The sequence below is a fragment of the Geodermatophilus obscurus DSM 43160 genome, assembly GCF_000025345.1.
GTDB classification, from domain to species: domain Bacteria; phylum Actinomycetota; class Actinomycetes; order Mycobacteriales; family Geodermatophilaceae; genus Geodermatophilus; species Geodermatophilus obscurus.
On record NC_013757.1, the window covers coordinates 493,165 to 508,909 of the forward strand.

The following is a 15,745-nucleotide window of genomic DNA, read 5'->3' on the forward strand; positions in this document are numbered from 1 at the left end:
TTGGTCCGCAACCCCTCGAAGGGATGTGAGGGCCCGGCGGGTTCCTGGCGGGGCGCGGAGGCGGTCACCTGTCCGTGAGCGTTGTCACCTGGTCGGGTGCACTGCCAGCCCGTCGCCGGGGGCGGGCTGACGGCTCCCGGTGCCGGTCGGGCGTTCGCTGCGGGCGTCCCCGGGAGCGCCCTCACCCCGCCTCGGAAGACCCTCGATCCACGGTCCAGGCCAGCAGGTCCTCGGCGGAGCGGGTGTTCACCACCCGCTCGGCCGGGACGCCGCACTCGACCGCCCGCTCGCAGCCGTTGCCCTGCCAGTCCAGCTGGCCGGGGGCGTGCGCGTCGGTGTCGACGGCGAACTCGCAGCCGAGGTCGACGGCCAGGTTGAGCAGCCGCAGCGGCGGGTCCAGCCGCTCGGGCCGGGAGTTGATCTCCACGGCGGTGCCGTGCTCGATGCAGGCGGAGAACACGGCCTCGGCGTCGAAGGTGCTCTCCGGACGCGGCCGCTGCCGGCGTCCCTCCCGCTGCTCGCGGGAGACCAGCAGCCGGCCGGTGCAGTGCCCGAGGACGTCGGTGTGCGGGTCGGCGACCGCGGTGAGCATCCGCTCGGTCATCGCGGCGGAGTCCGCGCGCAGGTCGGAGTGAACGCTCGCGACGACGACGTCCAGCCGCCCGAGCAGCTCGTCGGTCTGGTCGAGGCTGCCGTCGACGTTGATGTCGCACTCGATGCCGGTGAGGATCCGGAAGGGCGCGAGCTCCTCGTTCAGCGCGGCGACGACGTCCAGCTGCCGCTCCAGCCGCTCGGCGGACAGCCCGTTGGCGACGGTCAGCCGGGGCGAGTGGTCAGTCAGTGCCATGTACTCGTGGCCCAGCCCGATCGCCGCCTCGGCCATCTCGCGGATCGGGCTGCCGCCGTCGGACCAGTCCGAGTGCACGTGCAGGTCGCCGCGCAGCAGGGCCCGGAAATCGGCGACGTCGTCGGCCAGCGGCACCAGCTCGCCGTAGGACTCCTCGAGGCGGGCCAGGTACTCGGGCACCTCGCCGGCGTGCGCCTGCACGATCGCCGCGCCGGTCTTGGGCCCGATGCCGCGGAGGTCGGTGAGCGTCCTCGTGCGGATCCGCCGGTCGAGCTCCTCCGGACCGAGCGTGTCGACGACGGCCGCGGCGGTGCGGAACGCCGAGACGCGGTGGGTGGGCTCGCGGGCGCGCTCCAGGAGGAAGGCGATCCTCCGGAGCGCGGCCGCGGGCGGGAGCGGGTGACTCAGCGGGAGCCCTTCTTGTACTGCTTCTCGGCCTTCCGCTGGGCCTTGGCCGCGCGCTTCTGCGCCCTCTCCAGGCTCTTCTCGGTGCTGTCGGCGGCCCGGGACGCCGCGCGGCGGGCGCGGTAGCCCACCGACGGCTTGCCCTCGGTGTCGACGGCGGCGATGAGCAGCCCGCCGAGCATGCTGAGGTTCTTGACGAAGTGCGCGGTCTGGCCGAAGCGCTCCTTGGGGTCGTCGTGCTCCCAGAAGCGGTGTCCGGCCAGCGTCGTCGGCACCAGACTGGCCGAGAGGACCAGCGCCGACAGCCGGGGCAGCCGGCCGAGGGCCAACAGCGAGCCGGCCGCGACCTGCGCGCCGGCGTTGACCTTCACGTACTGCTCGACGTCACGCGGCAGCTGGACCGGCAGCTGCTGGTCGGCCTTGGCGGCGATCTGGTCGACGACCGGCGCGGCACCCGGCACCCGGCTCTGCGGGTTGCGGAGGGTGTCGATGCCGCCGTAGACGAACGACGACGCCAGCAGCGGCCGGGCGATCCGGCGGACCAACATGGAGGACCTCTTTCCGTCGGGGACTGCAGGTCTGCTCAGTGCCCCGACCCGCGCCGGGACACCCTGACCGGACCGTAGTGAGGTGGCCGCCACTCCGCTGGGTCAACGGCGCGCACCGGCAGTGGACCGGCCTCCCCCGGCCAGCAGCGTCGGAGGCCCACGGCGACCGCGGCGCCGACCGCCAGCCCGCCGACGACGTCCCCCGGGTAGTGCACGCCGACGTGCACCCGCGAGTAGCCGACCGTGAGTGCGAGGGGTGCGAGCACGGCCGCTGCCGCCGGACACTCCAGCGCGACGCCGGTGACGAAGGCCCCGGCCGAGGAGGAGTGCCCGCTGGGGAACGAGTGCGTGGTCATCGTCTCCTGCAGCAGGCGGTGCACCGGGTGGGCGCCGAGGTCGGGACGCCGGCGGCCGAACACCGGCTTGAGCGCGGTGTTCACCAGTCCGCTGGACACCGCCATCGACGCCAGCCCGCGGACGGCGCCGCGTCGCAGCGCACCGCGGCGCAGGGCCATGAGCACGCCGGCGGCCATCCAGAGGCGGCCGTGGTCGGCGGCGGTGGTCAGCCGGCGCAGCCAGAGGTCGGCAGGGGAGTTCGGCAGCCCGCCGACGAGGGAGTGAAGGCGCGCATCCCAGTGCCGGGCGCTCACCATGCGCGCGACGCTAGTAGAAGGACCACCCTTCTCCGCACGCCTCGCAGGCTCAGGCGGAGGGCCCCTGGAGGGTGGCCGTTCCAGTACGTCACGCACGCTCGCGGCGGGGGGTCCTCGGTCAGGTCCTGCGGCGGGCGCGGTAGGCGGCGACCGTCGAGCGGCTGGCGCAGGTGTTGGAGCAATACCGGCGGCTGGCGTTGCGCGAGGTGTCGACGTAGACGTCGTCGCACCCCTCGGCCGAGCAGACGCCGATCCGCTGCCACCCGTGCTGGACGACGACCTGCGACAGGCCCATCGCCACGGTCGTCGTCAGCTGCTCCATCAGTGGCGCGTCGGGGCGGGCGTAGTGCAGGTGCAGCTCGCCGTCGTGGTCGGTGGCGTAGGGCTGCGGGTGCGCCAGCGCGAGCAGCGCGTTGAGCCGCTCGAGCACCTCGGGCTGCGTGGTCGCCACGGCCACCGCCCGCACCAGGTCGGCGGTCGTGGCCGCCTGCCCGGTCTCGGCGGGGGAGAGCTCGACGACCGTGCCCGGCTCGAACCACTCGTCGTGGGCGCGCAGGAAGGCCGTGGCCCAGTCCGGTCCGGCGTCCCGGTCGGCGTTGGTCAGGTCGATGGCCAGCTCGACCGCGGTGGACCCGTAGGTGTCGTAGTCCATGGAATCCCCTACCGCTGGTGTGCCGTCGACACGCCGTAGGCGTCGTATGTCACTTGACCCCCTACGTGTCCGTCCGTAGCGTGTAGGGAGTCAACGGTGTTTGACCCCCTACTTCTTCCCGTCCGCGTGCTACCGAAGTGAGTTCGTCGTGCGTTCGTACCTGTCCGTCTGGCGCCTGCCGTCCGCCCCGGTGCTGCTCGTCGCCGGCTTCGCGGGGCGTCTCCCCTCGGCCATGGTCCCGCTCGCACTGCTGCTCATGGTGCAGCAGCAGACCGGCTCCTACGCCGTCGCCGGCCTCGCGGCGGCCACCTACGGCCTGGCGATGGCCGGGATGGCGCCGGTGCTCGGCCGGCTGGCCGACCGTCGCAGTCCGCGGCCGGTGCTGCTGGCCCAGGCCGGTGCCTTCCCGCTGCTGCTGACCCTGCTGGTGGCGGTCGTCCTCGGCGGCGCTCCGACCGTGGCCGTCGTCGCCGCATCGGCCGCCGCCGGTGCCGGGACGCCGCTGGTGTCCGGGGTGGTCCGCGCGCTGTGGTCCCGGGTCGACCCGCGGGTGCGCGGCACCGCCTATGCCCTCGACGCCACCGCCACCGAGCTGGTCTTCGTGGCCGGCCCGACGCTCGTCGCCGCTCTCGCGGTGCTGGCGACCCCGGCGTGGGCGGTCGCCGTCGCAGGCTCGCTCGCCGTGGCCGGCGCGCTCGGCGTCGCGACGTCGTCGGCCATGCGCGGCTGGGTCCCGGTGCCCGCCGCGCACCGCGCCAGCCCGTTCGCCACGGTGCTCACCCCCGGCATGCCCCGGGTGCTGCTCAGCGGCTCGGCCCTGATGCTCGGCTTCGGTGCGCTCGAGGTCGCCGTCCCCGCGTTCGCCGACGCCGCCGGGGCGCCAGGGATGTCCGGCGTCCTGCTGGCCCTGTGGTCGCTGGGCTCGGTGGCCGGCGGGCTGTGGTTCGGCGCCCGGGTGGTCAGCGTCTCGCTGCCTCGGCAGTACCGCTGGCTGCTGCTCGGCGTGACGATCGGCCTGGCGCCGCTCGCCGCGGCGTCCGACCCGTGGGTGCTCGGTGCGCTCCTCTTCCTCGGCGGGACGGCCATCGCGCCCACGTTGACGGTGCAGAACTCGCTCGTCGGCGCGATCGCGCCGGCGCACGCCACCACGGAGGCCTTCACCTGGCTCTCGACGATGGCCACCGGCGCCTCGGCGGTCGGGGCCGCGCTCGGCGGTGCGCTGATCGAGGGCCCGGCCGGGGTGAGCGGCAGCCTGCTGCTCGCCGTCGCCGGAGCCGCCCTCGCGGTGCTGGTGACGCTGGTCCCGGGCCGGCGTCCGGCCCGCGAGCGGGTGTCCGAGCCCGTCGCCGCCTGAGGTCGCCGTCGCGCAGGGGAGACGTGTCAGGTCCTGTCGATGCGCCCCTCTACGCACCGGGAGCTCGGGGGGACCCCTGGCGGAACGCCTCCCGGGGCGCTGGTAGTCTCTTCTCGGTGGTTCCGGGGGGACTCGGACCCCGGGAGGCTTCGCCTAGTCCGGTCTATGGCGCCGCACTGCTAATGCGGTTTGGGTTAATCCCCATCCCGGGTTCAAATCCCGGAGCCTCCGCGCACGACAACTGAACAGCCCGCACCCGTAGCTCAACGGATAGAGCATCTGACTACGGATCAGAAGGTTAGGGGTTCGAATCCCTTCGGGTGCACGTCTGGTTGAGACAGCACAGCGGCTCCGTCCTCCGGGACGGGGCCGCTGTTCTCTTCCCGGGGTCGTGGGCGACCGGCCCGTCCACCGTCCCGGCTGCTCACGCTGCCCCTCGAGGCGACGGTCGTGGCCGGTCTGCCGGCTCACCCGTGCGCCGGAGGGGGTGCCGGGAGGACGTCAGTCGCCGGCCAGGTGGATGCCGCGGGCGAGGGCGATGGAGCGACTCCGGCCGCGCGCGCGGCCGTCGTCCACGGCGAGGTGAGGGGCGGGGGGCCGGTCCTGACGGTCTGGCCGCGTTGGTCGGTCCTCCCAGCAGTGGGAGGCCACTCGTTACCGGCTGCCCCCGCCCGGCCTCCACTGTGACCCTCGTCACACCGTCGGGTCAAGGCCGCACCGGCGTGTCGACCGGCCCCGTCCAGGGCGCCGCCCCGAGCCTGTGAGGCACGGGGAGGACGGGGTCCTCCGTCAGCCGACCCGGCGCAGCACCTCGGGGGAGAGCCGGTCGACCGCCGTGTGGCCGCTCAGCCCGAGCGTCAGGTCGAACTCGCCCAGCACGTCGGACACCACCTGGCGCACGCCCTCCTCGCCGGCCAGGGCGAGCCCCCAGGCGAACGGCCGGCCGAGCAGCACCGCCCGTGCGCCGAGCGCGACCGCGGTGAGGACGTCGGCGCCGCTGCGCACCCCGCTGTCGAGCAGCACCGGCGCCTGGCCGCCCACCGCGGCCACCACGTCGGGGAGCGCGTCGAGCGCCGCGATCGAGCGGTCCACCTGCCGGCCGCCGTGCGTGCTGACCACCACGCCGTCCACGCCCTCGTCGAGCGCCCGGCGGGCGTCGTCCGGGTGCAGCACGCCCTTGAGCACGATGGGCAGCCGGGTGCGGGCCCGCAGCCAGGCCAGGTCGGCCCAGGTGATCGAGGGCCGGGAGTAGATGGACAGGAACGTCTCGACCGCGGCCCGTGGCAGCGGCGAGCGCAGGTTCTGCAGCAGCGGTCCCGGCCAGGCCCGCGCCATCCCGACCAGCGCGCGCACGGCCGCCAGCGTGGGCCGCGGCTGCCGGTCCCGGCCGGCCGCGGCGCCGGGCCGGGCCGGGGCGGGCGCCGCGGACGCCGCGGCCCGCTGCTCGGTCAGCCGGCGGAACACCGGGTCGGAGGTGTACTGCGCGATGCCCTTGCCCAGCGCGAAGGGCAGGTGCCCCAGGTCCAGGTCGCGGGGGCGCCAGCCGAGCATCGTGGTGTCGAGGGTGACCACCAGCGCGTCGCAGCCGCTGGCCTCCGCGCGCCCGACGAGGCTCTCCACGAGCTCGTCCGAGGTCGACCAGTAGAGCTGGAACCAGCGCGGCGACGAGCCCATGACCGCGGCGCACTCCTCCATCGACACCGAGGCCTGGTTGGAGAAGACCATCGGCACACCGAGGGACGCCGCGGCGCGCGCCACCGCGAGGTCCGCCGCGGGGTGCACCAGCTCCAGCGCGCCGACCGGGCCGAGCAGGACCGGCGGCGTCCGGTGCCCGCTGCTGAGTCCACGACGACACGGTAGTGAGCGCTGGGTCACAGCCCGTCAGACGGGCCAGGGGCGTCTTTTCACCGACACGCCGTAGCGACACGCGCGACCGGCCGGTAACCCCGGGTTGACGGTCCGGTTCCCCCGGCATCATGGGCGGCACCGGCGCATCGCAGGCGCGCCGGCGCAGAACCAGGGGGAAGTGCACGTGCAGGTGGCCACTCGGCCGGCGTCCGTCGCCGTCACGGCGCTCGCCCTGCTGTGCGCCGGCATCGCCCTCGCGGGCCCCGCGGCCGCCGTCGACGACGACGCCCGCCCCGACGCCCGCGTCACCCACGGGCCCAGTTGCCGCCCGGGCGGTGTGGTCGTCGAGGTCGCCGGCGGCACCGTCGGCCACGCGGTCACGCTGGGCACCAGCCGCCGTCCGGCAGGGGAGCAGACTGCGGAGGTCGCCCCCGGCGCCGTCGTCGTCCTCAACACCGGTCCGGTCGACTGGGGCGAGACCATCGACCCGTTCCTGCAGTACACGGCGCTGGACGGCTCGGGCGCCGGCTGGGTCGACGAGTTGATCGGCTACGACTTCACCCGGCCGGCCGCCGAGGACTGCGCGGCCATCAGCCCGCCCGCCGGCGCGGCGGTGGTCCCGCAGCACGGTGAGGCGGTGCCGATGCCGGTCCCCGGCCTGCCCGACCCGAGCAGCACCGGGCCCGCCGGGCCCTCCGACGGCACGCCCACCGCTCCGGTCTCCGCGCAGGAGGCGGCCGCGGTTCCCGGCGGCGTCCACTGGCCGGTGCTGGCCGCCGGAGGGGCGCTGGTCGCGGCGAGCACGGGGCTGGTCCTCGTCGCCGGCAGCCGGCGGCCGGGCGGCCGCTCCCGGGCACCTCGGTCCCTCGGGAGCGCCTGAGCGCTCCGTCGGCGACGATGGAGGGGTGGCCCGCCCCGAGGACGCCCTGGCACCGGACCTCCCTGCCGAGCACGTGCCCGGGGACGTGGCCGACGTCCCGGGCGCGACACCGGGTCCGGCCGAGACCTGGCTGCGCATCGTGCAGGTGCACGACCGCATCACCCGCCGCGTCGACTCGGCGCTGCACCGTCGGCACGACCTCTCGCTCACCGGGTACGAGGCGCTGCGGCGGATCGCCGAGGCCCCCGGCGAGCGGGCCACGATGGGCGAGGTGGCCGAGGCCCTCGGGATCTCCCGCGCCGGGGTGACCAGCACCGTCAGCCGGCTGGTCGCCGAGGGCTACGTCGTCCGGGAGCGCTCGTCCGGGGACAAGCGGCTGCTGCACGCCCGGCTCACCCCGGCCGGGCGGGCCAAGGTCGAGGAGGCCCGCCCCACCCACGACGGCCTGGTCGCCCACCTGCTCACCCTGTTGGGGGACGACGCCGCCGTCGTGACCGACGCCCTCGCCCGCGTCTCAGCGGCGGCCCGGACCCGCCGCTGAAGGAGTAGAAGGACCCCGTCCTCCTCACCGCTCGCAAGCTCGCGGCGAGCCTCTGGACGGGGCCGGGGGTCTCTCGGGGGCGGACGCACACTCGTCCGGGGACACTTCAAGCCCGTAGTGTTTCCACTCCAGCCATGGCGGGCAGGACGCGAACATGCAGGTGGGGATCGAGCAGTGCTCCGTGGTCGTGCCGACCGTCGGCCGACCGTCCCTGGACGTGCTCCTCGACGCCCTCGCGCAGGCCCCGGGACCGCGCCCGGCCGAGCTGGTGCTGGTCGACGACCGGCCCACCGGCGAGCCGCTGCGCCCCGAGCGGCCCGGCCTGCCGCCGGTACGGGTGGTGCGCACCGGGGGCGGTGGCCCGGCCCGCGCCCGCAACCTCGGCTGGCGCAGCGTGCGCACCGAGTGGGTGGCCTTCCTCGACGACGACGTCGTCCCCGACCCCGACTGGTACCAGCGGCTGGCCGAGGACCTCTCCGACCTGCCGGCCGACGTGGCCGGCAGCCAGGGCCGGGTGCGGGTGCCGCTGCCCGCGGACCGCCGGCCCACCGACTGGGAGCGGGGCACCGCGGGCCTGGCCACCAGCTCCTGGATCACCGCCGACCTCGCCTACCGCCGCGCCGCGCTGGCCGCGGTCGGCGGCTTCGACGAGCGCTTTCCGCGCGCCTTCCGCGAGGACTCCGACCTGGCCCTCCGGGTCATGGACACCGGCGCCCGGCTGGTCCGCGGACGGCGCTTGATCACCCACCCCGTCCGCCCGGTCGACCGCTGGGTGAGCGTCCGGGTGCAGGCCGGCAACGCCGACGACGTCCTCATGCGACGGCTGCACGGCCCCGGCTGGCGCGAGCGCGCCGACGCCCCGCTCGGCCGGCGGCCGCGACACCTGGCCGTCACCGTGGCCGGGCTGACCGCCGTCGGTCTCGCCGCCGCCCGGCGGCCGCGCGCCGCGCTCGGCGCCGCGCTGGCCTGGGCGGCCGGCACCGGCGAGTTCGCCTGGGCGCGGATCGCCCCCGGCCCGCGCGACCGCGCCGAGGTCGGCACCATGCTCGCCACCAGCGCGCTGATCCCGCCGCTGGCCACGTGGCACTTCCTGCGTGGCGCGGTGCAGCACCGGCGGGTGCGGCCCTGGCGCGGGCTGCCCGACCTGGTCCTGTTCGACCGCGACGGCACCCTGGTCCGCGACTACCCGTACAACGGCGACCCGGCGCTGGTGAAGCCGGTGCCCGGGGCCCGCGAGGCCGTCGACGCGCTGCGCGCCCGCGGCGTCCGGGTGGGCGTGGTCAGCAACCAGTCCGGTGTCGCCCGCGGGCTGATCACCCGTGCGCAGGTCGACGCCTGCATGGCCCGGCTCGACGAGCTGCTCGGCCCGTTCGACACCGTGCAGGTCTGCCCCCACGGGCCGGACGACGGCTGCACCTGCCGCAAGCCCGCGCCCGGGATGGTCAAGGCCGCCTGCGCCGAGCTCGACGTCGACCCCGCCCGCTGCGTGGTCATCGGCGACATCGGCGCCGACGTCGAGGCCGCCGCGGCCGCCGGCGCCTCCGGGGTCCTCGTCCCGACGCCGGTCACCCGGAGGGCCGAGGTCGAGGCGGCCCCCCGCCGTGCCGCGACGATCACCGAGGCGGTCGAGCAGGTCCTGGCGGGTGGGTGGTGAGGCGCACGGTCCTGGTCGCCCGGCTGGACTCGGTCGGCGACGTCCTGGTCCAGGGGCCGCTGGTGCGCGCCGTGGCCGCTGGCGCCGACCGCGTCGTGTTCCTCGCCGGCCCGGCCGGCGCCGAGGCCGCCCGGCTGCTGCCCGGCGTCGACGAGGTGGAGACCTGGGCCTGCCCCTGGATCCTCGGCGACCCGCCGCCGGTCGACCCTGCCGACCTCGCCGCACTGACCGAGCGGATCCGCGCCCTCGCCCCCGACGAGGCCGTCGTCTCCACGTCCTTCCACCAGTCGCCGCTGCCCCTGGCGCTGGTGCTGCGCACCGCGGGCGTCCCGCGGATCTCCGCGATCAGCGTCGACTACCCCGGGTCGCTGCTGGACGTCCGACACCGGGTGGACGACGACCTGCCCGAGCCCGAGCGCGCCCTGTCCCTCGCCCGCGCCGCGGGCTTCGACCTGCCGGCCGGCGACGACGGTCGGCTCGCCGTGCGCCGGCCCCTGCCCCCGGTCGCGCCCGAACCCAGGGGCCCTGACCTGCCGCCCGGGTACGTCGTCGTCCACCCCGGTGCCTCGGTACCCGCCCGGGCCTGGCCGGCGCACCGCTGCGCCGAGGCGGTCGAGGCGCTGGCCGACGCCGGACACCGGGTGCTCGTCACCGGCGGGCCGGGGGAGCGGGCGCTCACCGCGGCCGTCGCCGGGACCCGCGGCGTCGACCTCGGCGGTGCACTGGGCCTGGCGGAGCTGGCCGCGCTGCTCGACGGCGCCGCGGCGGTCGTCGTCGGCAACACCGGCCCGGCCCACCTGGCCGCCGCCGTCGGCACGCCGGTCGTCTCGCTGTTCTCCCCGGTCGTGCCGGCCGCGCGCTGGGCGCCCTACGGCGTGCCCACCGTGCTGCTGGGCGACCAGGAGGCCCCCTGCCGGCTGACCCGGGCCCGCGAGTGCCCGGTCCCCGGCCACCCCTGCCTCACGTCGGTGACCGCGGACGACGTCGTCGCGGCTGTGGAGAAGGTGGGAAGCGCGTGAGGGTCCTGCTCTGGCACGTGCACGGCTCGTGGACGACGGCGTTCGTGCAGGGGCAGCACGAGTACCTGCTCCCCGTCACCCCCGACCGGGGCCCCGACGGGCTGGGCCGCGCCCGCACCTGGGACTGGCCGGCGTCGGCCCGCGAGGTGCCCCCGGACCAGCTGCGCGACGAGGACGTCGACGTCGTCGTCCTGCAGCGGACCCGCGACCTGGACCTGGTCCGCGAGTGGCTGGGCCGCGAGCCCGGCCGCGACCTGCCCGCGGTCTTCCTCGAGCACAACGCGCCGGGCCTGGAGCCCGGCGACGGGCCGGTGCCGCACACCCGGCACCCGCTGGCCGACCGCGACGACATCCCGATCGCGCACGTCACGCACTTCAACCAGCTCTTCTACGACAACGGCCGGGCGCCGACGACGGTCATCGAGCACGGCATCGTCGACCCCGGCGAGCGCTACACCGGGGAGCTGGCGCGGGCCGCCGTCGTCACCAACGAGCCGGTCCGCCGCGGCCGCACGGTCGGCGCCGACCTGCTGCCCGGCCTCGCCGCGGTCGCGCCGGTCGACGTCTTCGGGATGGGGCTGGCCGGGTTGCACGAGCGCTACGGCCTCGACCCCGGCCGGGTCGCGCTGCACGACGACCCGCCGCAGGCCGCGATGCACACCGAGCTGGCCCGCCGCCGGGTGTACGTGCACCCGGTCCGGTGGACCTCCCTCGGGCTCTCCCTGCTCGAGGCGATGCACCTGGGCCTGCCGGTGGTCGCCCTGGCGACCACCGAGGCGGTGGAGGCGGTGCCGGCCGAGGCCGGCGTGCTCTCCACCCGTCCCGGCGTCCTGTGGGACGCCGTCCGCACCTACCTGCACGACGAGGACGCCGCCCGGCTGGCCGGCAAGGCGGCACGCGCCGCCGCGCTGGAGCGGTACGGGCTTCCCCGGTTCCTCCGCGATTGGGATGCGCTACTCGAGGAGGTGACCCGGTGATCACCGACCGGCTGGGCGCGTGGCCGCTCACCATCGACATGGTCTCCGAACACGCCAGCCCGCTCGCCGCGATCGGCGGCGTGGACGCCGGCGGGCAGAACGTGCACGTCGCCGCGCTCGCCGCGGGCCTGGCCCGCCGCGGGCACGCGGTGACCGTGCACACCCGCCGGGAGGACCCGGACCAGCCCGACCGCGTGTCCACGGCCGACGGCTACGACGTCGCGCACGTGACGGCGGGGCCGGCCCGGGTGCTGCCCAAGGACGACCTGCTGCGGCACATGCCCGAGTTCGCGTCGGTGCTGCGCCGCGAGTGGGCGCAGCGGCCTCCGGACCTGGTGCACGCGCACTTCTGGATGAGCGGGCTGGCCGCGGTCGCCGCCGCCGGGGACATCCCGGTCGTGCAGACCTTCCACGCGCTGGGTTCGGTCAAGCGCCGCCACCAGGGTGCCGCCGACACCTCGCCGCCGCAGCGCGTCGAGCTGGAGCGGTCGCTGTGCCGGACCGTCGGCCACGTGGTCGCCACCTGCTCCGACGAGGTCTTCGAGCTGCGCCGGCTTGGCCTGGACAGCGACCGCGTCTCGGTCGTGCCCTGCGGCGTGGACACCACGGTGTTCACCCCGCGCGGACCGGTCGCGCCGCGCGGGGACCGCAAGCGGCTGCTCGTCCTCGGCCGGCTGGTCGAGCGCAAGGGGCAGGAGGACGCCGTCCGCGCGCTGGCCGCCGTCCCCGACGCCGAGCTGGTCGTCGTCGGCGGGCCCCCGGCCGCGCAGCTGGACGACGACGCCGAGGTGCGCCGGCTGCGCGCGGTCGCCGCCTCGCTGGGGGTCGCGGACCGGCTGGTCCTCACCGGCGCGGTGGCCCGCGCCGACGTCCCGGCGTGGATCCGCTCGGCCGACGTCGTGCTGGCCGTGCCCTGGTACGAGCCCTTCGGCATCACCCCGCTGGAGGCCATGGCCTGCGGCCGGCCGGTGGTCGCCACCGCGGTCGGCGGGCTGCAGGACTCCGTCGCCGACGGGGTCACCGGCGACCTGGTCCCCGCCCGGGACCCGGCCCGGCTCGGCGAGGCGCTCGCCGCGCTGCTGGCCGACGACGCCCGCCGCGCGGCCTACGGCACGGCCGGGGTGCGACGCGCCCGCAACCGCTACCGGTGGGCCCGCGTGGTCGCCGACACCGACACCGTCTACCGGCAGGTCCTGGCCGGCCCCGTACGCACCGATGACGGCGACAGGAGCCCCGTGGAGGCCGCCCGATGAACCCCGCCCCCCTCTCCGAGGCCCCCCACTCCACGAGCGAGGTCGTCTCGCCCGACACGTGCACGCACCTCACCGGCGCCGACCACGTCGCGTCGCTGACCGTCGCGCTCGGGTCGCTGAACGGGCAGCTCGACGCGCTCGACCGCTGGGGCCGGCTGATCGCCGACGTGCTCTGCGGGGAGGACCGCGGCCGGCTGCTCGCGGCCGGCAACGGGGGCAGCGCTGCGCAGGCCCAGCACCTGACCGCCGAGCTGGTCGGCCGCTACCGGGCCGACCGGCCGCCGTTCTCCGCGATCTGCTTGACCGCCGAGACCTCGTCGCTGACCGCGATCGCCAACGACTACCCGGCCGACGAGCTGTTCGCCCGCCAGGTGGAGGCGCACGGCCGGGCCGGCGACGTGCTGGTGCTGCTGTCGACGTCCGGCCGCAGCCCCAACGCGGTCGCGGCCGCCCGCCGGGCCCGCGAGTGCGGCATCACCGTGCTGGCGATGACCGGCCCGGCGCCCAACCCGCTGGCCGCGGTGTGCGACGACGCGGTCTGCATCGACTCCCCGTGGACGGCGACGGTCCAGGAGTGCCACCTGGTCGCGCTGCACCTCGTGTGCGCGGCCTTCGACGCGGCGGTGCTGGCCGAGCCGGCGCGCGTGCCGGAGACCCGGCTCGGGGTCGCTCAGTGAGCGCGACGGGTCCGCTGGTCGTCGTCGGCGACGCGCTGCTCGACGTCGACCTGGTCGGGACGGCGTCCCGGCTCACCCCCGACGCGCCCGTGCCCGTCGTCGAGGACGTCGAGGCCCGCGAGCGCCCCGGCGGCGCAGCCCTGGCGGCGGTGATCGCGGCCCGGGCCACCCGCCGGGAGGTCGTGCTGGTCACCCCGATGGCCGACGACGAGGACGCCGACCGGCTGCGTGCGCTGCTCGCCGGCCGGGTGCGCCTCGTCGAGATCCCGGCGACCGGCGGGACGGCCGTGAAGCGCCGGGTGCGGGTGGGCGACCACTCGGTGGCGCGCATCGACAGCGGCGCCCCGGTGGCGGGGCTGGGGACGCTGCCCGCCGAGGCGGCTGCCGTCGTGCGCGACGCCGCCGCGGTGCTCGTCGCCGACTACGGCCGGGGGACGACGGCCGACCGCGCCGTCCGCGCGGTGCTGGCCGAGGCCGGTGGGCCGGTGGTCTGGGACCCGCACCCGCGCGGCGCGGACCCGGTGCCCAACGCGCGGCTGGTGACGCCCAACGGCGCCGAGGCCGCCCGCGTCGCCTCGGCGGCCGGGACGGCCGCCGGCGTGGCCGCCCAGGGTGAGGGCCTGGCGGCGGTCGGCGCGCGGGCCGAGGCACTGATCCGGCACTGGGGCGTGGGCGCGGTCTCGGTGACCCTCGGCGCCCGCGGTGCGCTGCTCTCCTACGGCGAGGGCGCCCCGATGGTGGTGCCGGCGGTACCGGTGACCGGGGGCGACCCGTGCGGCGCGGGTGACTCGTTCGCGGCCGCGGCGGCGATCGCGCTGGCCGACGGCGCCGTGACGGGCGAGGCGGTGGCGGCCGCGGTCGCCTTCGCCGGCCGTTTCGTCGCCCGCGGCGGCGCCTCGGCGTGGGACGTCGAGGCCGCACCCGAGCCGAGCCCGGCCGCCGAGCCCGGGGCCGATGGCGTGATCGCCCGGGTCCGCGCGGCCGGCGGGACCGTCGTCGCCACCGGCGGCTGCTTCGACCTGCTGCACCCCGGCCACGTGGCGACGCTGCGGGCCGCCCGCGGGCTGGGTGACTGCCTGGTGGTGTGCATCAACTCCGACGACTCGGTGCGCCGACTCAAGGGCTCCTCCCGGCCGCTGGTGACCGCGGCCGACCGGGCGCGGGTGCTGGAGGCGCTGGAGTTCGTCGACGCGGTCGTGGTGTTCGACGAGGACACCCCGGCCGAGGTGATCGGGCGGCTGCGCCCGGACGTGTGGGCCAAGGGCGGCGACTACGCCGGCGCCGACCTGCCCGAGGCCGCGGTGCTGCGGCGCTGGGGCGGCCAGGCCGTCGTGCTGCCCTACCTCGACGGGCACTCCACGACCGCCCTGGTCGAGCGCTCCCGCGTGTGAAGGAGGACCCCGCCGCCCCCCGGCCGCGTCCCGGTGGCCCTCCTGCAGGGGCCCGCCGCGAGCCTGCGAGCGGTGGGGGGCAGGAGGGTCCTTCTGCAGTGGCCGTCGTGCTGCGGCCGCTGGGGCTGGGCGACCTGCTCACCGGGGTGCCCGCGATCCGCGCCGTGCGGGCGGCCGTCCCCGGCCACCGGCTGGTGCTCGCCACCACGGCGGCGCTCGAGCCGCTGGCCTCGTTGATCGACGCGGTCGACGAGGTGCTGCCCGCCCGCGAGCTGGAGCCGCTGGACTGGTCCGGCCCGCCGCCGGAGCTCGCCGTCGACCTGCACGGCAAGGGGCCGGCCTCGCACGTCGTCGTGGCCGACCTGCGCCCCGGGCGGCTGCTCACCTTCGACAGCCCCGGCTACCCCGGGCCGACCTGGCACCCCGACGAGCACGAGGTGCGGCGCTGGTGCCGGCTGGTCGCCGAGGGGCTGGACGTGGACGCCGACCCCGACGCGCTCGACCTCGCCGTGCCCTCCGTGCCCCCGCCCGCCCCGGCCGGTGTGGCGCTGGTGCACCCGGGCGCGGCGTTCCCCGGCCGGCGCTGGCCCGCCGACCGGTTCGCCGCCGTCGCCCGGCACCTGGCCGCGCGCGGTCTGGACGTGCGGATCACGGGGGGCCCGGCCGAGGTGCCGCTCGCGCGGGCGGTGGCCGAGGGCGCCGGGCTGGGGGAGGGCTGCGTCCTGGCCGGGCGGACGACGACGCTCGAGCTGGCCGCGGTGGTCGCCGGTGCCCGCGTCGTGGTCAGCGGCGACACCGGCCTGGCGCACCTGGCGACCGCCTACCGCCGTCCCTCGGTGGTGCTGTTCGGTCCGGTGTCCCCGGCGCTGTGGGGGCCACCGCTCAGGGCCCGGGAGCGAGGGCCACTGCACGTCGTCCTCTGGCACGGGGACGGGACCGGGGACCCGTGGGGCACCGAGCTCGACCCGGCGCTGGGGCGCATCACGGTCGACGAGGTGACCGCGGCGCTCGACGCCCTGCTGGCCCGCACCTGAGAGGACCCCTCC

General features: G+C 76.7%; 15 protein-coding genes and 2 tRNA genes. 12 read left to right on the forward strand and 5 right to left on the reverse strand.

Annotation, left to right across the window (positions count from 1 at the left end; all coding sequences use genetic code 11):
* Positions 1-181 precede the first annotated feature (181 nt).
* From GOBS_RS02230 to GOBS_RS02245, 4 genes are all read right to left on the reverse strand, one after another.
* Positions 182-1,255, reverse strand: coding sequence for a PHP domain-containing protein (locus GOBS_RS02230; protein ID WP_012946671.1), 1,074 nt, complete (start codon positions 1,253-1,255; stop codon positions 182-184).
* Complete coding sequence (locus GOBS_RS02235) at positions 1,252-1,800, reverse strand: DoxX family protein (protein WP_012946672.1); 549 nt, start codon at positions 1,798-1,800, stop codon at positions 1,252-1,254. The genes GOBS_RS02230 and GOBS_RS02235 overlap by 4 nt, the downstream gene beginning before the upstream one ends.
* 35 nt (positions 1,801-1,835) lie before the next feature.
* A complete protein-coding gene (locus GOBS_RS02240; RefSeq protein ID WP_012946673.1) occupies positions 1,836-2,453 on the reverse strand; it encodes a phosphatase PAP2 family protein in 618 nt (205 codons plus the stop codon).
* A 118-nt stretch (positions 2,454-2,571) separates the two neighbouring features.
* Complete coding sequence (locus GOBS_RS02245) at positions 2,572-3,105, reverse strand: CGNR zinc finger domain-containing protein (protein ID WP_012946674.1); 534 nt, start codon at positions 3,103-3,105, stop codon at positions 2,572-2,574.
* Positions 3,106-3,253: 148 nt separating this feature from the next.
* On the opposite strand from GOBS_RS02245, the gene GOBS_RS02250 reads away from it, so the two are divergent.
* From GOBS_RS02250 to GOBS_RS02260, 3 genes are all read left to right on the forward strand, one after another.
* Positions 3,254-4,459: an MFS transporter gene (locus GOBS_RS02250; RefSeq protein WP_041241298.1), complete on the forward strand. Its 1,206-nt coding sequence runs from the start codon at positions 3,254-3,256 to the stop codon at positions 4,457-4,459.
* Between the two features lie 142 nt (positions 4,460-4,601).
* A tRNA-Ser gene (locus tag GOBS_RS02255) sits at positions 4,602-4,690 on the forward strand.
* 21 nt (positions 4,691-4,711) lie between these two features.
* Positions 4,712-4,784, forward strand: a tRNA-Arg gene (locus GOBS_RS02260).
* 464 nt (positions 4,785-5,248) lie between these two features.
* On the opposite strand, the gene GOBS_RS02265 is transcribed toward GOBS_RS02260, so the two are convergent.
* Positions 5,249-6,334, reverse strand: coding sequence for an alpha-hydroxy-acid oxidizing protein (locus GOBS_RS02265; RefSeq protein ID WP_012946676.1), 1,086 nt, complete (start codon positions 6,332-6,334; stop codon positions 5,249-5,251).
* A 157-nt stretch (positions 6,335-6,491) separates the two neighbouring features.
* Between GOBS_RS02265 and GOBS_RS02270 the strand changes: the two genes are divergently transcribed.
* From GOBS_RS02270 to GOBS_RS02310, 9 genes are all read left to right on the forward strand, one after another.
* Positions 6,492-7,187 carry a hypothetical protein gene (locus GOBS_RS02270; protein ID WP_012946677.1) on the forward strand — a complete coding sequence of 232 codons (696 nt, stop codon included), beginning with the start codon at positions 6,492-6,494 and terminating at the stop codon, positions 7,185-7,187.
* Between the two features lie 25 nt (positions 7,188-7,212).
* Entirely contained in the window at positions 7,213-7,728 is a 516-nt protein-coding gene (locus tag GOBS_RS02275; RefSeq protein ID WP_012946678.1) for a MarR family winged helix-turn-helix transcriptional regulator, read from the forward strand.
* A gap of 154 nt (positions 7,729-7,882) precedes the next feature.
* The gene (locus tag GOBS_RS02280; RefSeq protein WP_012946679.1) at positions 7,883-9,382 is read left to right on the forward strand and encodes an HAD-IIIA family hydrolase; all 1,500 of its coding nucleotides are present in this window, start codon (positions 7,883-7,885) and stop codon (positions 9,380-9,382) included.
* The gene (locus tag GOBS_RS02285; RefSeq protein WP_041241778.1) at positions 9,379-10,401 is read left to right on the forward strand and encodes a glycosyltransferase family 9 protein; all 1,023 of its coding nucleotides are present in this window, start codon (positions 9,379-9,381) and stop codon (positions 10,399-10,401) included. Before GOBS_RS02280 ends, GOBS_RS02285 begins: the two co-directional genes overlap by 4 nt.
* A complete protein-coding gene (locus GOBS_RS02290) occupies positions 10,398-11,378 on the forward strand; it encodes a glycosyltransferase (protein ID WP_012946681.1) in 981 nt (326 codons plus the stop codon). The genes GOBS_RS02285 and GOBS_RS02290 overlap by 4 nt, the downstream gene beginning before the upstream one ends.
* Positions 11,375-12,631, forward strand: a complete 1,257-nt coding sequence (locus tag GOBS_RS02295) for a glycosyltransferase (RefSeq protein WP_012946682.1) — start codon at positions 11,375-11,377, stop codon at positions 12,629-12,631. Before GOBS_RS02290 ends, GOBS_RS02295 begins: the two co-directional genes overlap by 4 nt.
* Entirely contained in the window at positions 12,628-13,308 is a 681-nt protein-coding gene (locus GOBS_RS02300) for a D-sedoheptulose-7-phosphate isomerase (protein WP_012946683.1), read from the forward strand. The genes GOBS_RS02295 and GOBS_RS02300 overlap by 4 nt, the downstream gene beginning before the upstream one ends.
* Positions 13,305-14,699 (forward strand): D-glycero-beta-D-manno-heptose 1-phosphate adenylyltransferase, encoded by a 1,395-nt coding sequence (gene rfaE2, locus GOBS_RS02305; protein WP_012946684.1) that lies wholly within the window; start codon positions 13,305-13,307, stop codon positions 14,697-14,699. The genes GOBS_RS02300 and rfaE2 overlap by 4 nt, the downstream gene beginning before the upstream one ends.
* A gap of 98 nt (positions 14,700-14,797) precedes the next feature.
* A complete protein-coding gene (locus tag GOBS_RS02310; protein WP_012946685.1) occupies positions 14,798-15,733 on the forward strand; it encodes a glycosyltransferase family 9 protein in 936 nt (311 codons plus the stop codon).
* The last annotated feature ends 12 nt before the right edge of the window (positions 15,734-15,745 follow it).

Coding starts and splice junctions, on each gene's coding strand:
- GOBS_RS02235 (WP_012946672.1), bottom strand. CDS start 1,800: ATGTTGGTCCGCCGGATCGCCCGGCCGCTGCTGGCGTCGTCGTTCGTC.
- GOBS_RS02240 (WP_012946673.1), bottom strand. CDS start 2,453: ATGGTGAGCGCCCGGCACTGGGATGCGCGCCTTCACTCCCTCGTCGGC.
- GOBS_RS02245 (WP_012946674.1), bottom strand. CDS start 3,105: ATGGACTACGACACCTACGGGTCCACCGCGGTCGAGCTGGCCATCGAC.
- GOBS_RS02280 (WP_012946679.1), top strand. CDS start 7,883: ATGCAGGTGGGGATCGAGCAGTGCTCCGTGGTCGTGCCGACCGTCGGC.
- GOBS_RS02300 (WP_012946683.1), top strand. CDS start 12,628: ATGAACCCCGCCCCCCTCTCCGAGGCCCCCCACTCCACGAGCGAGGTC.